This is a genomic window from Bradyrhizobium sp. SZCCHNR1093 (assembly GCF_032381175.1).
Classification (GTDB): Bacteria; Pseudomonadota; Alphaproteobacteria; order Rhizobiales; family Xanthobacteraceae; genus Bradyrhizobium.
Window position 1 is genome coordinate 1 of the sequence record NZ_JAUHJJ010000015.1, and the last position, 25,430, is coordinate 25,430.

20 protein-coding genes and 1 tRNA gene are annotated in these 25,430 nt (G+C 66.0%); 9 read left to right on the forward strand and 12 right to left on the reverse strand.

The genetic code is table 11. The annotated features are described in order from the left end of the window. Window positions 1-400: 400 nt before the first annotated feature. Window positions 401-1,102, forward strand: a complete 702-nt coding sequence (locus QX070_RS29910; RefSeq protein WP_409999187.1) for a helix-turn-helix domain-containing protein — start codon at window positions 401-403, stop codon at window positions 1,100-1,102. Window positions 1,103-1,158: 56 nt separating this feature from the next. On the opposite strand, the gene QX070_RS29915 is transcribed toward QX070_RS29910, so the two are convergent. Next, window positions 1,159-1,248 (reverse strand) — tRNA-Ser (locus QX070_RS29915). A gap of 221 nt (window positions 1,249-1,469) precedes the next feature. Between QX070_RS29915 and QX070_RS29920 the strand changes: the two genes are divergently transcribed. Further along, window positions 1,470-1,811, forward strand: coding sequence for a hypothetical protein (locus QX070_RS29920; RefSeq protein ID WP_315740746.1), 342 nt, complete (start codon window positions 1,470-1,472; stop codon window positions 1,809-1,811). Window positions 1,812-1,847: 36 nt separating this feature from the next. Here the strand turns inward: QX070_RS29920 and QX070_RS29925 are convergent, their stop codons facing one another. The 4 genes from QX070_RS29925 to QX070_RS29940 form a co-directional block, all read right to left on the reverse strand. Continuing rightward, complete coding sequence (locus QX070_RS29925; protein ID WP_315740747.1) at window positions 1,848-3,308, reverse strand: trehalose-6-phosphate synthase; 1,461 nt, start codon at window positions 3,306-3,308, stop codon at window positions 1,848-1,850. A gap of 217 nt (window positions 3,309-3,525) precedes the next feature. Beyond that, a complete protein-coding gene (gene otsB / locus QX070_RS29930; protein ID WP_315740748.1) occupies window positions 3,526-4,344 on the reverse strand; it encodes a trehalose-phosphatase in 819 nt (272 codons plus the stop codon). A gap of 3 nt (window positions 4,345-4,347) precedes the next feature. Further along, complete coding sequence (locus QX070_RS29935; protein WP_315740749.1) at window positions 4,348-5,862, reverse strand: MFS transporter; 1,515 nt, start codon at window positions 5,860-5,862, stop codon at window positions 4,348-4,350. Between the two features lie 403 nt (window positions 5,863-6,265). Beyond that, window positions 6,266-8,302, reverse strand: a complete 2,037-nt coding sequence (locus QX070_RS29940) for a methyl-accepting chemotaxis protein (protein ID WP_315740750.1) — start codon at window positions 8,300-8,302, stop codon at window positions 6,266-6,268. A gap of 299 nt (window positions 8,303-8,601) precedes the next feature. Between QX070_RS29940 and QX070_RS29945 the strand changes: the two genes are divergently transcribed. The 4 genes from QX070_RS29945 to QX070_RS29960 all read left to right on the forward strand — a co-directional run bounded on the left by QX070_RS29945 (window position 8,602) and on the right by QX070_RS29960 (window position 13,789). Beyond that, a complete protein-coding gene (locus tag QX070_RS29945; protein WP_315717018.1) occupies window positions 8,602-9,087 on the forward strand; it encodes a (2Fe-2S)-binding protein in 486 nt (161 codons plus the stop codon). Between the two features lie 99 nt (window positions 9,088-9,186). Continuing rightward, on the forward strand, window positions 9,187-11,526 hold the full coding sequence (locus tag QX070_RS29950; protein ID WP_315740751.1) for a xanthine dehydrogenase family protein molybdopterin-binding subunit: 2,340 nt from the start codon (window positions 9,187-9,189) through the stop codon (window positions 11,524-11,526). A 68-nt stretch (window positions 11,527-11,594) separates the two neighbouring features. Beyond that, on the forward strand, window positions 11,595-12,395 hold the full coding sequence (locus tag QX070_RS29955) for a xanthine dehydrogenase family protein subunit M (RefSeq protein ID WP_315740752.1): 801 nt from the start codon (window positions 11,595-11,597) through the stop codon (window positions 12,393-12,395). A gap of 281 nt (window positions 12,396-12,676) precedes the next feature. Next, window positions 12,677-13,789, forward strand: a complete 1,113-nt coding sequence (locus QX070_RS29960) for a CaiB/BaiF CoA-transferase family protein (RefSeq protein WP_315740836.1) — start codon at window positions 12,677-12,679, stop codon at window positions 13,787-13,789. Between the two features lie 368 nt (window positions 13,790-14,157). On the opposite strand, the gene hppD is transcribed toward QX070_RS29960, so the two are convergent. Then, the gene (hppD, locus tag QX070_RS29965; RefSeq protein ID WP_315740753.1) at window positions 14,158-15,276 is read right to left on the reverse strand and encodes a 4-hydroxyphenylpyruvate dioxygenase; all 1,119 of its coding nucleotides are present in this window, start codon (window positions 15,274-15,276) and stop codon (window positions 14,158-14,160) included. Window positions 15,277-15,397: 121 nt separating this feature from the next. On the opposite strand from hppD, the gene QX070_RS29970 reads away from it, so the two are divergent. Together QX070_RS29970 and QX070_RS29975 are read left to right on the forward strand one after the other, a co-directional pair. After that, entirely contained in the window at window positions 15,398-15,877 is a 480-nt protein-coding gene (locus tag QX070_RS29970) for an Lrp/AsnC family transcriptional regulator (protein ID WP_315740754.1), read from the forward strand. 93 nt (window positions 15,878-15,970) lie between these two features. After that, window positions 15,971-16,282, forward strand: coding sequence for a DUF1272 domain-containing protein (locus QX070_RS29975; protein ID WP_315740755.1), 312 nt, complete (start codon window positions 15,971-15,973; stop codon window positions 16,280-16,282). Between the two features lie 178 nt (window positions 16,283-16,460). On the opposite strand, the gene fahA is transcribed toward QX070_RS29975, so the two are convergent. The 5 genes from fahA to QX070_RS30000 all read right to left on the reverse strand — a co-directional run bounded on the left by fahA (window position 16,461) and on the right by QX070_RS30000 (window position 22,062). Beyond that, complete coding sequence (gene fahA / locus QX070_RS29980; RefSeq protein WP_315740756.1) at window positions 16,461-17,735, reverse strand: fumarylacetoacetase; 1,275 nt, start codon at window positions 17,733-17,735, stop codon at window positions 16,461-16,463. Window positions 17,736-17,857: 122 nt separating this feature from the next. After that, window positions 17,858-19,204 carry a homogentisate 1,2-dioxygenase gene (gene hmgA / locus QX070_RS29985; protein WP_315740757.1) on the reverse strand — a complete coding sequence of 449 codons (1,347 nt, stop codon included), beginning with the start codon at window positions 19,202-19,204 and terminating at the stop codon, window positions 17,858-17,860. Next, complete coding sequence (locus tag QX070_RS29990) at window positions 19,204-20,160, reverse strand: MBL fold metallo-hydrolase (protein ID WP_315740758.1); 957 nt, start codon at window positions 20,158-20,160, stop codon at window positions 19,204-19,206. Before QX070_RS29990 ends, hmgA begins: the two co-directional genes overlap by 1 nt. A 27-nt stretch (window positions 20,161-20,187) precedes the next feature. After that, complete coding sequence (locus QX070_RS29995) at window positions 20,188-20,415, reverse strand: DUF2783 domain-containing protein (protein WP_315740759.1); 228 nt, start codon at window positions 20,413-20,415, stop codon at window positions 20,188-20,190. A 12-nt stretch (window positions 20,416-20,427) separates the two neighbouring features. After that, window positions 20,428-22,062, reverse strand: coding sequence for an FAD-dependent oxidoreductase (locus tag QX070_RS30000; protein ID WP_315740760.1), 1,635 nt, complete (start codon window positions 22,060-22,062; stop codon window positions 20,428-20,430). Between the two features lie 166 nt (window positions 22,063-22,228). Here QX070_RS30000 and QX070_RS30005 point away from each other — a divergent pair, with 166 nt between their 5' ends. Next, on the forward strand, window positions 22,229-22,786 hold the full coding sequence (locus tag QX070_RS30005) for a MarR family transcriptional regulator (protein ID WP_315740761.1): 558 nt from the start codon (window positions 22,229-22,231) through the stop codon (window positions 22,784-22,786). A gap of 134 nt (window positions 22,787-22,920) precedes the next feature. On the opposite strand, the gene QX070_RS30010 is transcribed toward QX070_RS30005, so the two are convergent. After that, window positions 22,921-25,374, reverse strand: a complete 2,454-nt coding sequence (locus QX070_RS30010; RefSeq protein WP_315740762.1) for an adenylate/guanylate cyclase domain-containing protein — start codon at window positions 25,372-25,374, stop codon at window positions 22,921-22,923. Window positions 25,375-25,430: the final 56 nt, after the last annotated feature.

Below are 25,430 nucleotides of genomic sequence, written 5' to 3' on the forward strand. Positions count from 1 at the left end.
TGGAACACTGAAGCTTCGCAACCTCAGCTTCCTCGGTTCAGACCAGATGGACAACCTCCTGAGACACCACACCTAGCCTCTAAGCCAAGCGCGGCACCGACGTCCCGGACGGCAGCGAAGGCGAACCCGGACGACAGCGAAACGTGGGCGGACGCAGCCGCCGCAAGCGAGGGCCCCGGGCGGCCGAGGGAAAGCGTTGCAGATGCCGAACGTGCAAGGGTTTGCCTCGCTGACCGCGCCCACGACGTCCCTCGACCCACTGCTCGGCTGGACCATTCACGACGCCATCTCGCTCCGTCAGCAGTTGAGGCAGCTTGGCGATGCTCTCGTGATCGAAGCGCAGGTCGCGCAGGGCTGCGCCGGGACGCGCCGCGCCTCCGATGCCGGTCTGGTGGTCGTGATGATCGTGATCGAAGGCCGGGAGCGCGGCGAGGACTCCACCGGCACGGTGCTGTTCGAACCCGGCGACGTGATCGTCTGGAACACGCGCGAGACGCTCGCCTTCGCCACGCTCAGTCCGCTGCGCAAGATGATGATCGCCTGCCCTGAAGCGGTGATCCGGAATTTTCACCCCGACCTGATCGGACGCGGCCGCCTGCATCTGCCCGGCCGACACGGCTTCGGCGCCGCCGTGTCCGGTTACTTCGAGGGCTTCGCCGGCACACTGGCCGAGATGGACGACAGCGAGGTCCATGCCGCTGTCGATGCCGGGCTCGAGATCGTCGCCAGGGCGGCCCGCCTGGTACGCCGCGACGCGGCACCGCGACGCGCATCCGCGCAGTTCGCGCGCATCATGAGCTACATCGACGCACAACTGCACGACCCCGATCTCGACAGCGCCGAGATCGCCGCCCACTTCGGACTATCCGTCCGCTCCGTACAATTGCTATTCGCCGAGCACGGCACCACGCCCTCGGAATGCATCCGCCAGCGCCGCCTCGACCGCTGCCGCCGCGACCTCGAAGCCGCGCGCCGAACCGAGAGCATTACCGACATCGCCCTGCGCTGGGGCTTCAACGACCCCTCGCATTTTAGCCGCCTCTTCCGCCGTCGATACGGCGTGCCCCCGCGCACGCTCGCGCGGAAGATGCCGAAGGGCTGACAGCCCGCAGCGATTTCATCTTCTCGCAACTGAACGGAATGGCTGGGATGGCCGGCTGGCGGAGAGAGTGGGATTCGAACCCACGGTACGGTTTCCCGCACACACGCTTTCCAAGCGTGCGCCTTAAGCCACTCGGCCATCTCTCCGGCGGCCCTCTCTTGGCGGGGTCGGCGGCGTTTTGCAAGCCGGGCGGGGGCTCAAGGGCTAAATTTCCCCCAAATCGCTGATAAAAATCATCAATCCGCCCTGGTCGCGGGCTCGATCGGGAGGCCGTGCCGCCCGGCCGGCCCATCATGAACCGGCCGGCCGGGCGGCACGACCACTGTTTTGCAGCCCGTCGGTCCGGCTGCCGACTGAGGGATTCGCGATGCCGTCATCCTCCCCTGCCCGTCTCGCCATCCTGCTGACGGCGGTGCTCAGCCTCGCCGCCGGCCCGGCCCGCGCCGATCAATGCACCAAGCAGGGCGTCGACGTGACCTGCGACGACGGCCGCAAGGGGGTCTGGCAGGGCGATGCGATCCTGTGGCCGGACGGGACGAAGTCGAGCCTGAAGCCGCACCCGTCCGTCATCGTCGGCAACAAGGCATCGGTGGTGGTGGGACCCGGCGTGTTCGTCGGACAGGGCAACGGGATGGTGCCGATGGACAATCCGAGCTCGCCGAACAAGCTGCGCTGCGCCGTGCTCGACGGCGTCTCCTACTGCCATTGAGCCTCGCCGCGCGGAGCGACGAGGAGCAAGTCCGGTTCAGTGATAGCGCGCGCCAGGCGACAGCATGCGGCCGGCCAGAAAACCCGCCGGAGTGGCAGGCAGGGGTTCGATCTCGACCTCGGCAGCGTCACCGTCCTGCAGCGCCTCGACGAAGTCGGCAAACCATTGCTGGATCGAATGGCGGCGCAGCTTCGTCATCATGATCTCATAGCGCATGCGGCGCTCGTTGAGCGGCATCGACAGCGCCATCGCGATCGTCCGCGCCATGCCGTCGATGTCATGCGGATTGACGATCAGCGCCGCATCGAGCTCGTTGGCGGCGCCGGCGAATTTCGACAGCACCAATACGCCGGGATCGACCGGGCTCTGCGCCGCGACATACTCCTTCGCCACGAGATTCATGCCGTCTTGCAGCGGCGTGACGACGCCGACCTGGGCGCTGCGATAGAGGCCGGCCAGCACGCCCTGACCATAGCCCTTGTTGAGGTAGCGGATCGGCGTCCAGTCGACCTCGCCATGGCGGCCATTGACCTCGCTGACGAGGCGCGCGACCTCGCTCTGCAGATTGCCATAGGCCTCGATCGATTCGCGCGACGGCGTTGCGATCTGCAGCAGCGACGCGGCGCGCAGCAGGCTCGGGTGCATCGTCCACATCCGGTCGAAGGCGTTGATGCGGTTGACCAGACCCTTGGAGTAATCGAGCCGGTCGACGCCGATGGCGAGCTTCTCGCCATTCAGGCTGCGGCGCAGCCGCGACACATCCGGATGCGCCACCGCCTTTGCCGCCTGCTGCGCAAACTTGTCGGCGTCGATGCCGATCGGGAACACGGCCAGACGTGTGCGGCCGTGCAGCGACCTGACCACGCCGTCACGCACCTGCAAGCCGAGATCGGCGCGGATGCAGGCGGTGAAACTCTCGCGATCATCCTCGGTCTGGAAGCCGATCAGATCATAGGCGAGCATCGCGGTGACGAGATCGCGGTGATTCGGCACGCTGTCGATGACGCTGCGCGCGGGCCACGGCGTATGCAGGAAGAAGCCGATCGGGCTCTTCACGCCCAGCGTGCGCAACTCCGCGCCGAGCGACAGGAAGTGATAGTCCTGGATCCAGAACAAGGTGTCCGGCTTCTGGAACCGGAGCAGCGCGCGCGCCACGAAGGCGTTGACCTCGCGATAGGAGCGATAATCATCATGCGAGACGCTGATCAGATCGCTGCGTGAATGCAGCGCCGGCCATAGCGCCGAATTGGCGAAGCCTTCGTAGTAGCCGGCATAATGCGCAGCCGGCAGATCCAGCAGCGCGAGCGCGCCTTCACCGATCTGCTCGATCTCCGCGATCGGTTCCGTCTGCGCGCCGTCGCGCACCCGACCCGAGGAACCCACCCATACTGCCCCCGATTTCTCCACAACGGGCAGCAATGCTGCCGCAAGTCCGCCGGTCATTGGCTCATTGGCTTTGCCACGGGCCACCCGATTCGAAACCACGACGAGGTTCACAGCTCCCTCCTGTTGGTCATGTCGGTTAACAGCTGTTCATCAATATGGTTCCGGGCCACCCTTTCAACCAATTGAAACCAAATTCGGGCATTCGCGCGGTGTAATCACAGCGTCAAATCAAGTCAGAACTGTTCTAATCAACAGCGACGCATTCAACATGCGACCGCTTGGCGAATGGAACTAACAATGTAGCGATGCGGAACCACTGCACGGATCGCTAGGTCGATGAATTAGTTCCACCGCCGGCGAGGCGCGCCAGGAATGCGCGCACGTCGTCCGGTGCGTCGAAATGTCCGTCGACGCCGAGCGCACGGCGGCCGACGGAGAACGAGAGGCCGGCGAAATCCGGCATGATCGCGAACACCGTCTCATCCGTAACGTCGTCGCCGATGAAGAACGGCTTGCGCCCCTTGAACGGTGCGTTCCGCATCAGCTCGCGCACGCCGCTCGCCTTGGTGAAGCCGGCATGCTTGATCTCGCACACACACTTGCCGGGCAGCACCTCGATCGGCGCCCCCGGCAACTCGGCGCGGATGCGCGACACTTCTTCGTAGATCGCCTTCTCAGCCTGCGGCGCGAGGCGATAATGCAGCGCCAGCGAGTAGCCCTTGTCCTCGAGCAGAATGCCGGGGCTGAGCCGGGCGATCGCAGCGAGCCTGCGCTTCAGCTCCTTGTCCAGCGGCGGCGCCTTGATGGCGTCCGCCTCGCCGCCGCCGCCGAGCCGCATCTCCGCGCCATGGCCGCCGACGGCGGGATAGACCTCCGGCGCGAAGATGAGATCGATGTCGTTGAGCGAGCGGCCCGAGACCAGCGCCAGCGCGCCGGAGGTTCGTTGCAGCAATGCGTTCAGGGTCTCGGCCAGGCCCGGCGGCACCCACACCTCGCGCGGCGTCGGCGCGAGATCGAGCAGGGTGCCGTCGATATCGAGCAGGATCGCCACCTCGCGAAGATGCGGCACGAGACTGGTGGGCGCCGGAACGATCTCGGCGGGCTCCGACGCAGGAGAAGCGATTAGATCGGAGTTTTCGGACATCATCAACTACTCCATGACAGCGAGCGGACGCGCCACCTGTTCGAGCGATTTGCGCTCGGCCGCGATGGCATAGCGCCAAGCGACGAGCGCCGCCACCAGCATCAGCGCGGCACCGAACAGATAGCCGCCGAACACCGCGCCGCGCGCCCCGCTGTCGAGCAGCGCGCCGAACAGCGCGGGGCCCGCGACGCCGCCGATCCCGGTGCCGATGGCGTAGAACAGCGCGATCGCGAGCGCGCGCACTTCCAGCGGAAAATTCTCCGACACGGTGAGATAGGCGGCGCTCGCCGCCGGCGACGCGAAGAAGAAGATCACCATCCAGGCCGCAGTCTGCGTCGCGGCGCTCAGCACGCCGATCGAGAACAGATAGCCGGTGAGCGCAAGCAGCACGCCGGAGACGCCATAGGTGAAGGTGATCATGGCGCGGCGCCCGAGCGTATCGAACAGGCGGCCGAGCAGCAGCGGCCCGAGCACGTTGCCGGCCGCGAAGGGCAGGATGTACCAGCCGACATGATCGGACTTGATGCCGTAGAAGTCGGTCAGCACCAGCGCGAAGGTGAAGAAGATCGCGTTGTAGAAGAACGCCTGGGCGATCATCAAGGTGAGCCCGACCAGGGAGCGCTGGCGATAAACTGAGAACAGCGTATGCGCGACCTCTCGTAACGGCGTGTGGCTACGCATCCGCAGCCGCATCCTCGGCAATTCCTTGGCGCGCGCCTCGCGGTCGTGGCCGGTGACGTCGCGCTCGATCTCCGCGACGATCCGATGCGCCTCTTCAGGATGGCCGTGAATCATCAGCCAGCGCGGACTTTCCGGAATCCACATCCGCATGACCAGCACGACGAGGCCGAGACAGGCGCCGATGCCGTAGGCCAGCCGCCAGCCGACATCCGGGCCGGTGACATCGGGATCGAGCAGCACGATGGCGCCGACCGCGCCGAGCGCGGCACCCAGCCAGAAGCTGCCGTTGATCATGAGATCGGTCCAGCCGCGATAGCGCGCCGGCACCAGCTCCTGGATCGTCGAGTTGATCGCGGTATACTCGCCGCCGATGCCGGCGCCGGTCAGGAAGCGAAACAGCGCGTAGGTCGCGATGTTCCAGGACAAGGCGGTGGCGGCCGTCGCGGACAGATAGAGCGCAAGCGTGATGAAGAACAGCTTTCGGCGGCCGATGCGGTCGGTCAGCCAGCCGAAGCCGAGCGCGCCGAGCACGGCGCCGGCGAGATAGGCGCTGTTGGCAAGCCCGATGTCGAGATTGGAGAAATGCAGCGCCGGGCTCTGCTTGAGCGCGCCCGACAAGGCGCCTGCCAGCGTCACCTCGAGCCCGTCGAGCACCCAGGTGATGCCGAGCGCCAGCACGACGCGGGTGTGAAAGGCGCTCCAGCGGAGATCGTCGAGCCGGGCGGGGATGTTGGTTTCGATGACGCGATCCCGGCCTGCCATGTCGCCCGGCGGAGCGCCGGATTGCGGCGCTGACGTGACGACGCGGAGGTTGGGACAGGATGCCTGTCGGAGTGCCATGGAATCCCAATGCGACGGCGCGGGTCGCACCGCATGCTCGACCGAGAGGATGAAGCAAATGCGGCAGCGAATGCCTGCCGCTGCGACTCAACGTCTCGTCGCGCGCAGGGTTCCCGGAGTGGGGCGGGGTTCGGCGCTCGACCCGCCTGGGGCCGCAGCGTTTCCTGGGTGAGGCCCAGGCGCGCCTCATTTCAGCTGTCGTCCCGGGCAAGCGAGCGAAGCGAGCGCGACCCGGCATCCATACCGCGTGATGCAAGATTGGGGCACGCGATCAATACCGCCCGCCACACATCTGCCGCGGCGTATAGATACCGGCGTTCGCCGGGATGACAGCGGAGGGTTTGGCCGCGGGCTCGCCAACGCACTTGCGAGCGGCGTGAAGACCAGCCTGTCGCCGCAAAACTCACGCCGCGCGGATGTTGGCCATGAAGCGGTTGAGCTCCGCGCGCAGCCGCGCGCTCTCCGAGGAGAGCGACTGGGCCGAGCGCAGCACCTCCTCCGAGGCTTCGCCGGTCTGGGTCGCGCCGCGATTGACCTGCGTGATGTCGGTGGCGGCGGCCTGCGTGCCCGCCGCGACGCTCTGCACGTTCCTGGCGATCTCCTGGGTCGCGCCGCCCTGCTGCTCGACCGCGGTGGCGATCGACGCGGCGATGGTCGAGATCTGACGGATCGTGCCGCCGATCTGCTTGATCGCGGTCACCGACTCCTGGGTCGCCGCCTGCATGCCGGAGATGTGGTTGGAGATGTCGTCGGTCGCCTTGGCGGTCTGCTCGGCCAGCGACTTGACCTCGGAAGCCACCACCGCAAACCCGCGGCCGGCATCGCCGGCGCGGGCCGCCTCGATGGTCGCGTTCAGGGCCAGCAGGTTGGTCTGCTCGGCGATCGCGGTGATCAGCTTGACGACGTCGCCGATCTCCTGCGCCGCACGCGACAGCTTGCCGATGCGCCCGTCGGTCTCCTCGGCCTGGGCCACGGCGGACTCCGCGATGCGGCTGGACTCGCGGACCTGGCGGCCGATCTCGTTGACCGAGGCCGACAGTTCGTCGGTCGCGCTCGCCACCGAGTGGATGCGGCCCGTGGCCTGGTCGGAGGTGCCGCTGACGCGGCTCGCCAGCGACTGCGTGGTCTCCGCGGTGCGCGTCAGGGTCGAGGCCGCCTGCTCGAGGTGCTCGGCCGAGGTCGAGACGTTGGACACGATCGAGCCGACGGCGGTCTCGAACTCGTCGGCGAAGCGGATGAGCTCGGCCCGCCGCGCGGCGCCCGCCGCCTTGTTCTGGGCGTCCTGCGTCGCAGCGTCGCGCTCGGCCTTGGCCACCGCCTGGACCTTGAACTCCTCGACCGCCGCCGCCATCTCGCCGATCTCATCGGCACGCCCGAGGCCGGGCAGCCGGACGTCGAAATTGCCCGAGGCGAGCTCGCGCATCGCCTTGCACATCGTGATCATCGGCTTGGAAATGCCGTTGCCGAGCATCAGCGCCAGCACGGCGCCGAGCGTCAGCCCGCCGATCGCCAGCATTGCGATCAGCCGCTCGATGTCCGCGATGGTGGTGTTGGTGGCGGCCTCGATGCGCTGCTGGTCGGAGGCGACCTCGGATTTCAGCCCGTTCGACAGCGCGATGATCTCGGTGCCGACGACGCTCATCTCCTGTTCGAGCTTGCCGAGCGCCTTCATGTTCTCCGACAGCTTGATGAAGGCGGCGCGGTACTGCTTGATCAGGTCGCCGAGCTCGGCGACACGCTGGGTGATCTTCTCGTCATTGGCATAGATCGTCACCAGCGAGGTTTCCAGGAAGCGCGTGCGCGCGATGGCGCCGTCGGCCGTCTTGGCATCGGGCTTGGCGATGTAGGTCCCGACCAGCGCGGACACGGTCAGGTACTGGCCGGTGAGGTCCTTGGCCGTGGTCTGCACCGACGGCAGGCCGGCCAGCGCGGCGGTGTCTGCCAGATCATCGAACTTGAAGCGGATCTTGTTGCCGATGAGGCCGATCTGGTCGGTCGCCAGCTTCGCGTTCTCGCGGGTCAGAGCAACGATGCTCGAGAATGTCTTGGCGAAGGCCTGAAACTGCGCCTGCAGCTTGCCGACCTGCGCCCGCCGCTCGGCGCCGGTCGCCACCATGGATTTGTCGATCGCGGCCTGGAGTGCCTGCTGGGCAGCGGTGGCCGCCGCCTCGTCGTCGGCTTTGCCGGTCAGGGCATAATAACGGGCGAGCGCCTGGTACGAGACCAGCTCGCGATCGATGGTGCGGGTGGTGTCGGCTTCGGCAACGCTGCCGCGATAGGCTGCCACCGCTGCGGCGACCCGCTCGAATCCCAGATAGGAGAAGCCGATGCTGGCAGCAGAGATCGCCAGCACAACGGCGAAGCCAAGGACGATCTTGCCGCGAAAACGCAGGGTCAGAAAATTGGCACGCCGCGACTGCGGCGCAAGCTGCGCAGACATTCCCACCCCCGACACGCCATTCTTTATATTGGCCAGAAACCAAGCCGCCCGGCGGCAACGCACCAGAGCGTGATCAAAACTACGTCACAATGGCTAAGGGGCGGTAAATGGACGGCATCGGCCTACGGCCTGCGCTTCACCTGCGCCGGTGCCGGCCTCGCGTGGCGCGCCACATGCGACCGGATCGCCGATGCCGCGCGCAAGACGTCGCAATGACATCGGAGACGAAAATTCGAGTTGCAAAGTCCTGAGGGCGCTGTTTCTAATCAGAATAAGAATAATTCATCGGGAGGTTACTCGTGTCGACAGTCAAACTGACGGTGAACGGCAAGGCGGTCTCGGTCGAGGCCGAGGATCGCACCCTGCTCGTTCACCTCCTGCGGGATCATCTGAACCTCACCGGCACCCATGTCGGCTGTGACACCAGCCAATGCGGCGCCTGCGTCGTCCATATCGACGGCCGTGCCGTGAAATCCTGCACCGTGCTGGCCGGCCAGGCCGCCGGCGCCAACGTCACCACCATCGAAGGCATCGCCAAGGGCGACGAGCTGCACCCGATGCAGGCGGCCTTCCGCGACAATCACGGCCTGCAATGCGGCTATTGCACGCCGGGGATGATCATGTCGGCCATCGATATTGTGCACCGCCACGGAGGCGAGCTCGACGAGAGCACGGTGCGTGAGGAGCTGGAAGGCAACATCTGCCGCTGCACCGGCTATCACAACATCGTCAAAGCCGTGCTCGACGCTGCCGGACGGATGAAGGTCGCGCAAGCTGCCGAATGAGGCCGGCGAGAGCCGCCGTTTACCGCAATACCGAGACCACGACCGCTGCGCGCGATGGCCGCGGCGGGACAACAGAACTCCGGTAGGGGAGAGATTCGCATGGGTATGGAAGGCATTGGCGCCAGCGTCGTCCGCAAGGAGGACAAGCGTTTCATCACCGGCAAGGGCCGTTACGTCGACGACGTCAAGCTGTTGGGCATGACCTTTGCCCATTTCATCCGCAGCCCGCACGCGCATGCCAAGGTCAAGAGCATCGACTCCTCGGCCGCCGAGGCGATGCCTGGCGTGGTCGCGGTGCTCACCGGCCGCCAGATCGTCGACGACAAGGTCGGCAACCTGATCTGCGGCTGGGCCATCACCTCCAAGGACGGCTCACCGATGAAGATGGGCGCATGGCCGGCGATGGCGCCGGAGACCGTGCGCTTCGTCGGCCAGGCCGTGGCCGTGGTGATCGCCGAAAGCAAGAACCTCGCACGTGACGCCGCCGAGGCAGTCGTGGTGGAGTACGAGGAGCTGCAGGCCGTCGCCGACATGCCCTCCGCGCTGAAGCCCGGCGCGCCGCAGCTTCACCCGGAAGCCCCCGGCAACGTCGTCTACGACTGGTCGATCGGCGACGAGGCCGCGGTCAACGCCGCCTTCGCCAAGGCCGCCAACGTCGTCACCCTGGAATTGACCAACAACCGGCTGGCACCGAACGCGATGGAGCCGCGCGCGGCGATCGCCGAGTACGATGCGGCCGAGGAGCATTTCACGCTCTATACGACGTCGCAGAACCCGCACGTCGCTCGCCTGGTGCTGTCGGCGTTCTACAACATCGCACCAGAACACAAGCTCCGCGTCATCGCGCCCGACGTCGGCGGCGGCTTCGGCTCCAAGATCTTCATCTATCCGGAAGAGATGGTCGCGCTGTGGGCCTCCAAGAAGGTCGGCCGTCCGGTGAAATGGACCGGCGACCGCACCGAGGCGTTCCTGACCGACGCGCACGGCCGCGACCACATCTCCAAGGCCGAGATGGCGTTCGATGCCGACAACAAGATCCTTGGCCTGCGGGTCAAGACCCACGCCAATTTCGGCGCCTACATGTCGCTGTTCTCGTCGTCGGTGCCGACCTATCTGTACGCGACCCTGCTGTCGGGCCAGTACAACATTCCGGCGATCTATGCCGAGGTGATGGGCGTCTACACCAACACCACGCCGGTCGACGCCTATCGTGGCGCCGGACGCCCGGAGGCGAGCTATCTGCTGGAGCGGCTGATCGAGACGGCGGCGCGCCAGTTGAAGGTCGATTCGGCCGATCTCCGGCGGAAGAACTTCATCACCCAGTTCCCGCACCAGACCCCGGTGATCATGGCCTACGACACCGGTGACTTCAACGCCTCGCTCGACGCGGCGATGAAGGCGATCGACTATGCCGGTTTCCCGGCCCGCAAGGCGGCGGCGAAGGCGCAGGGCAAGCTGCGCGGCCTCGGCCTGTCCTGCTACATCGAAGCCTGCGGCATCGCGCCGTCGAAGGCGGTCGGCAGCCTCGGCGCCGGCGTCGGCCTGTGGGAGTCCGCGGAGATCCGCGTCAACCCGGTCGGCACCATCGAGGTCCTCACCGGATCGCACAGCCACGGCCAGGGCCACGAGACCACCTTCTGCCAGCTGATCGCCGAACGCCTGGGCGTGCCGATCAGCCAGGTCTCGATCGTTCATGGCGACACCGACAAGGTGCAGTTCGGCATGGGCACCTACGGCTCGCGCTCGGCCGCCGTCGGTCTCACGGCGATCCTGAAGGCGATGGAGAAGGTCGAGGCCAAGGCCAAGAAGATCGCAGCCCACGCACTCGAAGCGTCGGAAGGCGACATCGTCATCGAGAACGGCGAGTTCAAGGTGACCGGCACCGACAAGTCGATCGCGCTGCCGATGGTCGCGCTCGCCGCCTACACCGCGCACAACCTGCCGGACGGCATGGAGCCCGGATTGAAGGAGACCGCCTTCTACGATCCGACCAACTTCACCTTCCCGGCCGGCACCTATATCTGCGAGCTCGAGGTCGATGAGGCCACCGGCAAGACGTCGTTCGTCAACTTCGTCGCGGCGGACGATTTCGGCCGGCTGATCAACCCGATGATCGTCGAGGGCCAGGTTCATGGCGGTCTGGTCCAGGGCATCGGCCAGGCACTGCTCGAGCACGCGATCTACGACAGCAACGGCCAGCCGGTCACCGCGTCCTTCATGGACTACGCGATGCCGCGCGCCGACGACGTGCCGTCGTTCAAGCTGAGCCACACCACGACCCTGTGCCCGGGCAATCCGCTCGGCGTGAAGGGCTGCGGCGAGGCCGGCGCGATCGGCGCATCCGCCGCCGTGATCAATGCGATCACGGATGCGATCGGCAACAACAAGCTCGAAATGCCGGCGACGCCCGACCGCGTCTGGCATGCGATCCACGGTTGATCATCGCTCCGGGGCGCGCGCAGGCGCGGCCCCGGAATGATCTCGATGAAAAATTCAGGGAGATTCCCATGTACGAGACGACCTACCATCGCGCCTCCTCGGTCGACGAAGCGGCGGCGCTGTTCGCCAAGGGCAGCGAAGCCAAGTTCCTGGCCGGCGGCCACACCCTGCTTCCGGTCATGAAACAGCGCCTCGCCAGCCCGTCCGATGTCATCGACATCGGCAAGATCAAGGACCTGATCGGCGTGCAGCTGTCCGGCGACACGCTCGTGATCAAGGCCGCGACCACCTATTACGACATCATGACCAGTGCCGACGTGAAGAAGGCGATCCCCGCGATCTCCTATCTCACCTCGGTGCTCGGCGATCCCGCCGTGCGTCACCGCGGCACCATCGGCGGCTCGATCGCCAACAACGATCCGGCCGCGGATTTCCCGGCGGCACTGATCTCGCTCGGCGCGACCGTAAAGACCAACAAGCGCACGATCTCGGCGGATGATTTCTTCAAGGGCCTGTTCACCACGGCGCTCGAGGACGGCGAGATCATCACCGAGGTGTCGTTCCCGGTGCCGGAGAAGGCGGGCTATGCCAAGATGCGCCACCCCGCGTCGCGCTTCGCGCTGACCGGCGTGTTCGTGACCAAGACGAAGGGCGGCGACGTCCGCGTCGCCGCCACTGGCGCCTCGCAGAGCGGCGTGATGCGCGTGGCCGCGATCGAGGCGGCGCTGAAGTCGAACTGGTCGGCCTCGGCGATCGACGGCGTCAGCATCCCGGCGAGCGGCCTGCTCAGCGACATCCACGGCTCGGCTGATTACCGCGCCAATCTGGTGAAGGTGATGGCGCAGCGCGCGGTGCAAGCCGCGGGCTGAGCGCGCGACGCTGAACATTCCGCAAAACGGCACAACAAATTCCACACGGCGCGCAGCGATGCGCGCCGTTTTGCTTTGCGGCATACGGCGCGCTTGCGTTGGCCGGATACACGCGGGACAATCGCGGATCAGGAAACGCATCGCGCGTGATGATGTCTGATTGATGCGGACAGCAGCCAAGCACACCCACCCTCCCCTGGAGGGGGAAGGTGAAGGTCGCCGCGACCATCTTTGTCCGATCGACCTCATCACGCGCCGAAGCACCGCAGGGACAAGACAACGTGCTCGACAAGACCGCCCCACAGACCGAGACCCGCGCCACCGGACCGCTCGCGGGCTTTCGCATCGTCGAGTTCGCCGGCATCGGACCGGGACCGTTCGCCTGCATGCTGCTGGCCGACATGGGCGCGGAAGTGGTGACGCTCGATCGCGTCGGCGCGCGCAAGACCATGAAGTCGGTCGCCGGTCGCGGCCGCAAGGTCATCGAGCTCGACCTCAAGGACAAGGCCGTCATTGCCGAGGTGCTCGACCTGCTCGCCGGTGCCGACGCGCTGATCGAAGGCTTTCGTCCCGGCGTGATGGAACGCCTTGGCCTCGGCCCCGACGTCGTGCTCGCGCGCAATCCCAAGCTGATCTATGGCCGCATGACCGGCTGGGGCCAGCAGGGACCGTTGGCGCAGGCGGCCGGCCACGACATCAACTACATCTCGATCACCGGCGCGCTGGCCGCGATCGGACCCAGGGAGCGGCCGGTGCCGCCACTCAACCTGGTCGGCGATTTCGGCGGCGGTGCGCTCTATCTCGTCGTCGGCGTGCTCGCCGCACTGCTCGAAGCCTCGAAGTCCGGCAAGGGGCAGGTGGTGGATACCGCGATGTGCGACGGCGCGGCCTCGCTGCTCGCGATGTTCTTCGACCTCACTGCGATGGGCCGCTGGACCGAGGGGCGCGAGCGCAACTTCCTCGACGGCGGCGCGCACTTCTACGGCGTCTACGAATGCGCCTGTGGCAAGTTCATCTCCATCGGCTCGATCGAGCCGCAGTTCTACGCGCTGCTGCGGCAGCATGCCGACCTGTCCGATCCCGCCTTCGACGCGCAGATGGACCCGCGCGCCTGGCCGGCGCTGAAGGAGAAGCTGGTCGCCGTGTTCAAGAGCAAGACGCGCGAGGAATGGTGCGCGATCATGGAGGGCACCGACATCTGTTTCGCGCCGGTGCTGACGATGTCGGAGGCACCGAAGCACGCGCACATGGCGGCGCGCGGCGTGTTCATCCAGCGGCATGGCGTGACGCAGCCGGCCCCGGCGCCGCGCTTCTCGCGCACGCCGTCGACGATACGGGAGCCGGAGGTGGTGGAGATTGGGGCTGTCGTGAGTGCGTGGAAGGCTGGCGGGTAAGCGATTGCGGCGCGGTCGCGCCGATCAACGCTGCGCGACAATCCCGATGCCAGTGAGTTGACGACGCCCGCGCCTCACCCTCGGTGTCGTCCCCGCGAACGCGGGGACCCATAACCACCGGCCGCAGTTTGGCGAAAATCGTCTGCGACTATGCCCTATCGATAGATCACGCGGTATGGGTCCCGGGTCGGCGCCCGACGCCGCTGGCGCGTCGTCGGGCTTGCCCGGGACGACAGTTGAGGGTTTGGCGACATCCTGCCTCCAATCACGCCGTCATTGCGAGCGCAGCGAAGCAATCCAGGGTGCGGACGGAAGTCTGGATTGCTTCGTCGCTCTGCTTCTCGCAATGACGGGCGCATCTCCTCCACCTACTCCGCCGCCTCCACCTTCAGCACGCCGCGGCGGATCTGGTCCTCTTCGATCGATTCGAACAGCGCCTTGAAGTTGCCTTCGCCAAAACCGTCGTCGCCCTTGCGCTGGATGAACTCGAAGAAGATCGGGCCGATCGCATTGGCCGAGAAGATCTGCAGCAGCACCTTGGTATGACCGCCTGCAACGACCCCCTCGCCATCGATCAGGATGCCGTTTCTCTTCAGACGGGCGAGGTCCTCGCCATGCTTGGGCAGCCTGCTATCGATGCGCTCGAAATAGGTGTCCGGGGGCGACGGCATGAACGGCAGGCCCGCGGTCCGCAGGCCCTCGACGGTCAAGTAGATGTCGCGGGCGCCGCAGGCGACGTGCTGGATGCCTTCGCCGCGATAGATCTTGAGATACTCCTCGATCTGCCCGGACTCGCCGGCATCCTCGTTGATCGGAATCCGAATCTTGCCGTCGGGGCTGGTCAGCGCGCGCGAGAACAATCCGGAGGCGCGGCCTTCGATGTCGAAGAAGCGGATCTGGCGGAAGTTGAACAGCTTCTCGTAGAAGCCGGCCCAGACATCCATGCGGCCGCGATGCACGTTGTGGGTCAGGTGATCGATGTAGTAGAGGCCGGCCCCGGTCGGGCGCGGGTTGCGCTCGCCGGTCCACTCGAATTCGAGATCGTAGGCCGAGCCCTTGGCGCCATAGCGATCGACCAGATACAGCAGGCTGCCGCCGATGCCCTTGAGCGCGGGCACATCGAGCGCCTTCCGTGATGCGGGCAGGTCGGCCGGCTCGGCGCCGAGCGCGATCGCCCGCGCATAGGCCGCCTTCGCATCGACGACGCGAAACGCCATCGATGGCGCGCACGGACCATGCGCGGCGACGAAATCGTGCCCGTGGCTGCCCGGCTCCTCATTGACGAGGTAGTTGATGTCGCCCTGACGATACAGCGTGATCGCCTTGCTCTTGTGCCGCGCCACCGCGGCAAAACCCATCAGCTTGAACAAGGCATGCAGCTCACCGGCATCCGGATGCGCATATTCGACGAACTCGAAGCCGTCGGTACCCATCGGGTTGTCGGCGGAGATAGTGGCGGGCGACGCATCGTGCGGAAACGGACCCATGGGGAGTTCTCCTTCGGCTTGATGCACCCATCATCTCCCGGATCGGGCGCACGGGGCATGCAAACCATTGTCATTCCTGAGAGAATATGCACGATCCGTGCACCATCAGAGGAAATGGCGCATGGTTTCTGTCGACACCTTCGATCTCCGCATCCTGGCTGCGCTGCAAAACGACGGCCGGCTCACCAACCAGGAGCTGGCCGATCTTGCCGGCCTGTCGGCCTCGCAGTGCTCGCGGCGGCGGATGCGGCTGGAGCAGGACGGCGTGATCGCGGGGTATCGCGCGCAGCTCGCCAGTCAGGCGCTCGGCTTCGAGCTGATCGCCTTCATCCAGATCACCTTGGCAACGCACTCGCCCGACAACGCGCAAAAGTTCCGCACGCTGGTGGACCGGGTCGACGACATCCAGGAGGCCTACGCGCTGACCGGCGATTCCGACTACCTACTCAAGGTCGTACTGCGCGATCTCAAGAGCCTGTCCGACGTCGTCAACAACGTGCTGATGCCGCACCAGAGCGTGGCGCATGTGCGCTCCTCGATCGTGCTCGATCGACTCAAGGAGAGCGCGAAGCTGCCGCTGGCGGCGCTCCCGCATGGCTGACGCCGCCGTGGCGCAAATCGAGGGAAATGCGTCATTCACCGTCATCGCTCGCTCTGCGACACTCGCCGGGTTTCAATTACCCGCGAGACGACCATGGCCCTGCAGCTTCGCCCCAACTGCGAGTACTGCGACAAGGACCTGCCACCGCAGGCGCAGGACGCGCGCATCTGCTCCTACGAATGCACCTTCTGCGCCGACTGTGTCGAGACGAAGCTGTTCAACGTCTGCCCGAACTGCGCCGGCGGCTTCGCGCCACGGCCGATCCGGCCCGCGCGAGAATGGCGGCCGGGCGTCTGCACGGTGAAGCAGGTGCCATCGGACAAGCGCGTGCATCTGAAATATGCGGCCGAGGACGTCGCGGCCTTCGTGGCTGGTATCAAGAGCGTGGCGCCGGAAGAGCGCTGATCTCTATCCCCGTCATTCCGGGGCGCGCGCAGCGCGAGCCCGGAATCCATACTCACGATCGAGATTTTGGATGGAAGGCTTAGCCACGGGCGGCTCGCGTCACCACATCCGCCTGTGGTTATGGATTCCGGGCTCGGCCCTGCGGGCCGCCCCGGAATGACGGCGGTGGGTGGAGTGGCTACTCGGCCGCGACGATCGTGCCTTCGACCTCGCCGAAGCCGACCCGATAGCCGTTGCCCTGGCACCAGCCGCGCATGACGAGGGAATCGCCATCTTCCAGGAACGTGCGCTTGATTCCACCAGGGAGCTCGACCGGCTCGGTGCCGTTCCAGCTGATCTCCAGCAGGCTGCCGCGCTGATGCTTCTCCGGACCGGAGATGGTGCCGCTCCCCAGGAGATCGCCGACGCTCATGGCGCATCCGGAGGAGGCGTGGTGCATCAGCTGCTGCACGCTCGACCAGTACATGTATTTGAAATTGGTCTGCGAGATGTCCTGCGCAGCGTTGCTGCCGGCAGCGCGCAGCGCCACGTCGAGTCCGAGATCGTAGTTCTGCGCAGACGCCTGCTGCAGATAGGGCAGCGGCGTCGGATCCTGCGCCGGCCCTTGAACGCGAAACGGCTCCAGCGCCTCCCGGGTCACCACCCAAGGGCTGATCGAGGTCGCGAAGACCTTGGCCTGGAACGGGCCCAGCGGCACATACTCCCACTGCTGGATATCGCGTGCGCTCCAATCGTTGAGCAGCACGAAGCCAAAGATCATCGCTTCCGCCTGCGCCTCGCTCAGCATCTCGCCGAGCGGCGACGACTGGCCGATGACGACGCCCATCTCGAGCTCGAAGTCGAGCCGCTTGCACGGCCCGAAGCTCGGCACCTCGGCGCTCGGCGGCTTCAGTTGCCCGCGCGGCCGGCGCACTTGGGTGCCCGACACCACCACGGTCGAGGCGCGGCCGTTGTAGCCGATCGGCATGTGCAGCCAGTTCGGCTGCAGCGCATTGTCCTTGCCGCGGAACATGACGCCGACATTGGTGGCGTGCTCCTTCGACGAATAGAAGTCGGTGTAGCCTGCAACGTGGAACGGCAGATGCAGCCTGACATCCTGGCGCGGCAGCAGCGCGCGGCTGCGCAATGGCTTGTCGTCGCGCAGACGTGGATTGTCATCGCGCAGCAGCGCGCTGATGGCCGCACGGGTCTTCGACCAAACGGCGGGGCCGAGCGCCATGAAGGCATTCAGCGAGGATTGCGCGAATACCTCGTAAGCCGGCGACAGATCGAGCAGGCCTTCATCCTCGAGCACGGCAAGATCGAGCACGACATCGCCGATGGCGACACCGACGCGGGGCTTCGGCGAATCGGCCGCGGAGAACACGCCGTAAGGCAGGTTCTGGATCGGGAAGTCGGAGGTCGGCTCGACCGGGATGAAGGAGCGGAGCGAAGGATCGTTGGGGTGAGGCAAGATGCGTCTCCAAACCACGTCGTCATGCCCGGGCTCGTCCCGGGCATCCACGTCGCAAGGCGTCAAGAAGGTCGTGGATGGCCGGGTCAAGCCTGGCCACGACGGTGTCGAAATAATTCGCTCTACGGCTTGGTCGGATCGAAACGCTTCTCCAGCCCGTTCCAGCAATCCGCGTAGTCGCTCTGCAGCGTGCCGGACTCCGCCGCATGCCTGGTGATGCGCTGCGGGAAGCGCGTCTCGAACATGAAGGCCATGGTGCCGGTGAGCTTAACCGGCTTCAACTCGCCATTGCTGGCATGATCAAACGCCTCGCGGTCCGGGCCATGCGGCAGCATGCAATTGTGCAGGCTCATGCCGCCGGGCACGAAGCCCTGCGGCTTGGCGTCATAGACGCCGTAGATCAGGCCCATGAACTCGGACATGATGTTCATGTGGTACCACGGCGGACGGAAGGTATTGTCGGCCACCATCCAGCGCTCGGGGAAGATCACGAAATCGATGTTGGCGGTCCCGGCGGTCTCCGACGGCGACGTCAGCACCGTGAAGATCGACGGATCGGGGTGATCGAAGCCGATGGCGCCGACCGGCGAGAAGGTGCGCAGGTCATATTTGTACGGCGCGTAGTTGCCGTGCCAGGCGACGACGTCGATCGGCGAATGCTTCAGCTCGGTCTTGAACAGCGCCCCGCCCCATTTGACGTAGAGCTCGGTCGGCGTGTCCTTGTCTTCATACGAAGCCACCGGCGTCAGGAAGTCGCGGGCATTGGCGAGGCAGTTGGCGCCGATGGGGCCGCGCTCCGGCAGGGTGAAGGCCCCGCCATAATTCTCGCAGAGATAGCCGCGCGCAGGGCCCGCCGGAATCTCGACCCGGAACTTGACCCCGCGCGGGATCACCACGATCTCGCCGGGCTCGGCGTCGATGCGGCCGAACTCGGTGACGAACAGCAGGCGTCCCTGCTGCAGCACGAACATCAGCTCGCCGTCGGCATCGTAGAAGTGCTGGTCGACCATCGACCTGGTGATGACGTAGACGTGCGTCGCCATGCCGGCCTGCGTCGCGGCGTCGCCCGCCGTCGTCATGGTCTGCACGCCCTGCAGGAACGTCACATCGCCGGACGGAATCGGCGCCGGATCCCAGCGCAGCTGCTGCACCGTGATTTCCTGCTCATGGCAGGGCGCGGTCCGCCACAGGCCGGCATCGACCTTCGCAAAGCGTCCGGAATGCTTCACCGAGGGCCGAATGCGATACAGCCAGGAGCGCTCGTTGGAGCCGCGCGGCGCGGTGAACGGCGAGCCAGACAGCTGCTCGGCGTAGAGCCCGTAGGCGCAGCGCTGCGGCGAGTTGCGGCCGATCGGAAGCGCGCCCGGCAGCGCCTCGGTCTCGAACGAATTGCCGAAGCCGGACATGTAGCCCGGCGTGACCTGTCCCGATGCGCGGTGCAACCGGTCAGGCGATGTGTTGATGTTCATCATCCTTCTCCTTGCAGGCGGGCCCACATCTCGCGGTCGCGCTCGGCGGTCCAGATCACGGGATCGTCGATGCCGCTGGCTTCGTCATAGGCGCGCGACACGTTGAACGGCAGGCAGTGCTCGTAGATGGCGAAGCTCGAGAATTTCGGATCCATCACTTCGCGCGTGGCGGCCATGGACTCCTTGAGGCTGCGCCCCCTGGCGACCGACATCTCGGCCGCGCCATACAGCGACGAGACGAAGTCGCGCGTCATCGCGATCGCCTCGCGCACCGTGGTCTCGCCCTTCAGCGCGTCGCCGCGGCCGGGCGCGATCGCCTTGGGATTGAAGTCGCGGATCTCGTTCAGGGTCGACGGCCATTCGCGCAAATAGGCGTCGCCGCAATAACAGGCCGAGTGATATTCGATGAGATCGCCGGAGAACATCACCTCGGCGTCCGGCACCCAGGCGACGATGTCACCGGACGTATGGCCCGCACCGAGCTGGATCAGTTGCACCTCGCGCTTGCCGAGATGGATCGTCATCTCGCCTTCGAAGGTGAGCGTCGGCCAGGTCAGGCCAGGAATGCTCTCGGCATCCTGGAATAGGCGCGGGAAGCGGCCGTATTCGGAGTCCCAGTCCTGCTGTCCCCGCTCCACGATCAGCCGGCGCGTCTCCTGCGACGCAACAATGCCCTGCGCGTGATAGGCCGAGGCGCCGAGCACGCGCACCGCGTGGTAGTGCGACAGCACGACATATTTGATCGGCTTGTCGGTCACCGTCCTGACGCGCTCGATCACCTTGTTGGCCATCGCCGGCGTCGCCTGGGCATCGAACACGATGCAGCCGTCGTCGCCGACGATGACCGCCGAATTCGGATCGCCCTCTGCAGTGAATGCATAGAGATCCGGGCCGATCTCCGAGAAGGTGACCTTCTTCTCGGCGAGATCCGTGGTCGATGCGAAACCTTTCGCCATCACTTCATTCCTTGTGTGCGCAGCAGCCTATTGCTGCTGCTGTTGTTGCTGTTGGCCGGCATCCGCCATGCTGCGTTTCGCCAGCGCGATCGCCTCGCCCAGCACACCGATGTCACCGATGTGATTGGCGAGGATCAGGACCAATGCCGCATCGAGGTCGGCGCTTTCGAGGTCCGAGAGGCCCCGATGGACTTCGACGATGGCGCGAAAGGCATCGTCGGGCTTGGCGAAATTGGAGGCGGTCGAGAGTGTCATCGTTGCGGCTCCTCAGCTCAGGCCGGAGGCGCGTGCGACCGCCGCCGCGATCGCGGCGCGGCGCGGATGCCGGAAGCGCGCCGCGACATAGCCGTCCGGACGCAGCAGATAGGATGTGCCGGGTTCGGCCCCGTAACGCTTGCCCGCGAAACCCTCGCCATCGGCAAGTCCATTCGGACCGCCGATGCTGACGACACCGACATCGTCGGGCACATCGATCGCCTCACCATTGGCAAAGGACAGCAGGGTGAAACGCCGGCCCTGAGCATTGAATGCATCGGTGAGATGAACGTGCCGTCCGTCTGCCGTCTCGAGCGGCGCATCCGGCATCGATGTTCCCGGACAAGGGCCACTGCGCCAAGCCTCGTCGTCTTCGGTCGACAGCGGCGTCTGGTAGACCGAGGGAACCGACAGCCGGCCGCCATTGACCATGCGCTTGCCGAATTCGGTGTCCCTGGCGAGCGCGAGCACCACCTTGCGCAGCCGCGCCTCCTGGTGCGAGTTCGGCGCCATGAAATCCGTCGCCCGCGTGGACTCGCGAATGTTTTCGTCGGCCGCTGCGCTTCGCTCCAGATGATAGGTTTCGAGCAGCGCCGCGGGCGAGGTACCGCGCAGCACGCGATCGAGCTTCCAGGCCAGGTTCTCGGCATCCTCCAGCCCCGAATTGGCACCGCGCGCGCCGAACGGCGAGACCTGATGGGCGGAATCGCCGGCAAAAACGACGCGACCATGAATGAAGCGCTCCATGCGCCGGCACTGGAATTTGTAGAGCGAGATCCATTCGAATTCGAACTGATCATGGCCGAGCATGCGCGCGATCCGTGGCCGCACATTCTCCGGCTGCTTCTCGACGTTGGGATCGGCATAGCGGCTGAGCTGCAGGTCGATGCGCCAGACATTGTCCGGCTGCCGGTGCAACAGCGCCGAGCGCCCGGCATGGAACGGCGGATCGAACCAGAACCAACGCTCGGTGGGGAATTCAGCCGTCATCCTGACGTCGGCGATCAGGAACTGATCCTCGAACACCTTGCCGGAAAAACCCGCGCCGACCATCTGGCGCAGCGACGAGCGCGCGCCGTCGCAGGCGATCACATATTGCGCCGACAGCCGATAGGGGCCATCCGGCGTCTCGATCGTCAGCACGACATGATCGTTGCGCTGCTCCAGCGCCGTCACCTTGTTGCGCCAGCGCAGCGAGATCTCCGGCAGCGCGTTGACGCGATCGACCAGATAGGCCTCGGCGTAGAACTGCTGCAGGTTGATGAAGGCCGGCCGCTTGTGCCCGGGCTCCGGCAGCAGATTGAACTGATAGAGCTCGGACGGACCGTGAAAGATGCGGCCGACGTTCCACACCACGCCCTTGTCGACCATCCGGTCGCCGACGCCGAGGCGATCCCAATATTCCAGCGAGCGCTTGGAGAAGCAGATCGCGCGCGAGCCCTCGCCGATACGGTCGGCATCATCGAGCACCACGACCGCATGGCCGCGCTGCGCAAGATCGATCGCGAACGACAGCCCGACGGGACCCGCACCCACGACGACGACCGGATGCGCGGCCGGCGTGGCCTGATCCTGGTCTTCGTGCCGACGATAGCCGAACTGAACCTTCGCCTGGCTCGCGCCCTGCCCCGGATTGGCTTGCACCATGGCTTGCTCGCCTTGTGGTTTTCTTGGACTTTCGAAACGACGACTTTCGAAGCGACCGACATTTCCTCGGGCGAGGCCATTCGGCCGTCTTGCCAGATAGTCTCACCTGCAACTATTCTAAAGCCGACGGCTTCGGCCGCGTCAACTCAAAAATCGGAGCGCGATCTTGGCGAAGCCATCCAGCGCGGCGTCCGGGCGGCAGGCGAAGCCGGTCGAGGATGACCGAAATGCCGCAGTGCCGCAGGAAGACGAGCGGCTCGACCTGTTCAAGTTCGCGCCATTCCGGCTCAACCGTCTGGCCGCCGAGGTCAGCGCGGCGCTCGCCATCGAATATCGGGAGCGCTATGGGCTCGACATTCCGGAATGGCGCGTGCTGGCGACGCTCGGCTTCCGCCGCGAGGCCTGCAGCGCGCAATATGTCGCGGCGTGCACCCGCACGCACAAATCGACCATCAGCCGGGCCGTGACGTCGTTGCTGGAGCGGCGGCTGATCGAGCGCGTCGAGAACGCCGAGGATCGCCGCGAGTTCCGTCTGCGCCTGACACGTAAGGGCAAGACGCTTTACGAGGAGCTGATCCCGCGTTTGCAGCAGCGCGAGCGCGAAATCATGGCATGCCTGTCGGCCGACGAGCGCAAGACGTTCGACCGCCTGATCGGCAAGATCGAGGAGAGCCTCGATCTGATCCAGACCAGCGAGGAGGCCGATGCGAAGCAGGCCTATTGAGCCGCGCTTCGTCGGGTGGGCAAAGCGCCGAAGGCGACCGGTGCCCACATCCTTCGTCAAACGACAGCGATGGGCACGGGGGCGCGCGAGACTGCCGTCGACGACGAGCAAGGCGCCGCGCGCCTTTGCCCGCCCTACTTGTTAGTCGCCGACGATCGCCGCCGCTCCTCGACTTCGACCACGTCGGCGCCCTCCCCACGCCAGCGCAAAATCTCCATCGCCAGCACCGGGTGATTGAAGCCCTTGAGATGCAGGTCGTCGATCGGCCTGGCATCGACCGACTGTTCGACCACGCCGAACACCCGGCGCGACACGATCACTTGTCCTGCCTTGGCCTCGTCGCATAGCCGCGAGGCGAGATTGGTGACGCTGCCGATCGCGGCGTATTCGAGCCGGTGCTCGAAGCCGACCTGGCCGAGCGTCGCATATCCCAGTGCGATGCCGACGCCGAACCCCAGGCTGTGGCCGCGATTTTTCCAGCGCTCCGTCAATTGGCCGATCTCGTCGCGCATTTCGAGCGCCATCTTCACCGCGCGCATGGTGTGATCCTCGAACGGGATCGGTGCATTGAACAGGATCATCACGCCGTCGCCGGCATAGCGATCGAGCGTGCCCTCATATTTGAAGATCAGCTTGCCGAGCGCGGCGTGATATTCACGCAGCACGTTCATCGCCTCTTCGGGCTCGGTCGTCTCGGTAAACGCGGTGAAGCCGCGCAGATCGCAGAACACCACCGTGACCTCGCGGCGGTGGCTTTCCAGCAGCGCATCATGGCCGTCCGACGACGCGATGATCTGCGCGACCTGCGGCGCCAGGAAGCGCTCCAGCCGTCTGATCCGCTCGATCTCCGCCAGTTGCTTCTCGACCCGCTCCTCGAGCGACTTGTTCCATTCGCGCAGCTGCTCGGTCTGCTCGGTGAGCTTTTCGGCCTGCTGCTGCACCGTCGCGTGGGTCAGCGCGAGCTCGCGGCCCTTCTGATCGACCTCGGTGAACAGTCGTGCGTTGCGCATCGCCAGCACGGCCTGGTTGGCAAACGTTCGCATCAGTCCGATCAGGTTCGGCGGGAACGTGCCGGCCGACCGCCGGAGCACCACGAGCGCGCCGAGCACGCCCTGCTGATCGACCAGCGGCGTGAACAGCACGGCGTGAAAGCCGGCGGCGACCGCGACGTCGCGCAGCGGGTGATCGGGCGCGTTTTCGAGCTCGGCGATCGCGATCGGCTCGCCGCTGCGCACGGAGTCGGAGAGCAGGCTCGTCCGCTCGTCGAGCACATTGTGCGGGCCGTCCCGGTCGACACCCTTGGCCTCCACCAGCCTGAAGCGGCGTTCGGCGGCCTCATAGGAATAGATCAGCACGGCGTCGGTCTTGGTGATCTCCAGCGCCCGGGCCGCCACCGTCGGCAGCACGGCATTGAGATCGAGCGAGGAGGCCACCGCGCGGCCGACCTCCTCGAGCACCTTCAGCTCATTGATCGACTGAGCCAGATCGCGCGTGCGTTCCTCGACCTTGGCTTCCAGCACGGCATAGGACTGCGCGAGCTGGCCGGCCATGCTGTTGAACTGATCGGCGAGCTCCTCCAGTTCGTCATGCGTCTTCACCTCGATGCGCTGAGCGAAATCGCCGGCGCCGAGCTTGCGCGCGCCGGCGCGCAACGCGGTGATCGGGACGAGCATGCGTCGCGCCAGCAGCGAGCCCGCGAGGATCGCAACGGCAAGACCGAGCGCAATCAACAGCGCACCGCGCAACAGCTGATCGCGGATCGGCGCCAATGCGTGCGCGGTAGACTGTTCGAAGAACACGGACCAGCCGAGCTTGGGGAGCGTCGCGACCGCCGAGAGCACGGCGTGCCCGGCGCTGTCCGTGCCGGAGGCCAGCGGCTGGCCATCCGGCGTGAGCACCGCCGCGACCTGCGGCAGCTTGGAGAGGTCCTGACCGACCGCCGGCCCCCTCGCCGAGCTCGCCAGCACCTGGCCGCGCGGATCCACCACGTAGGCGGTGCCGACCTTGCCGATCTGCGCCTCGGTCATGAAGTCTTCGAGAAAGTCGAGGTCGATGTCGGCCACGGTCACACCGGCATTGAAGCCGGAATGCGCGACCGAGATCGACATCGTCGGCTGCGCACCCTTGAAGGTCACAGCGGAGAAATTGCTGCCGTGCGTGACCGTGTCGGTGAAGCGCAGGTCGCGCGACAGATCGTTGCCCGAGGAGAACGCGATCGAGGTGCGTGAGACCCGGAGCTGCTCGCGACCCTGGCCGTCGAGCTGATAGAGCTGCCGCACGGCCGGCGCCTGGCTCAGCAGTTGCACATAGTCGGCGCGGCGGAGCTCCAGCGTATTGGCGCTCGCCCGCGTCACCCAGCTGATCTGTCGCTGCAGATCCGAGAGCGCCTGATCGATCCGCCGGGCGCTGGCGTCGGCCTTTTCGGCCATGGCGGCGGTCAGGCTCGCCTTGGTGGACTGATAGCTGATCCAGGTTTCGGTCGCGCCATTCACGGCCAGGACGAACACGACGAGCCCGACCAGCGACACGACGTATTTGGCGAACAGGCCCTGCCGCAACGACCAGCCTCTGTTCTCGACCTCGTTCATCCGGACCCCTCACGCGCGTCATCGCCGAGGTCAGCCTCGGACAAGCGCGTCCGCTG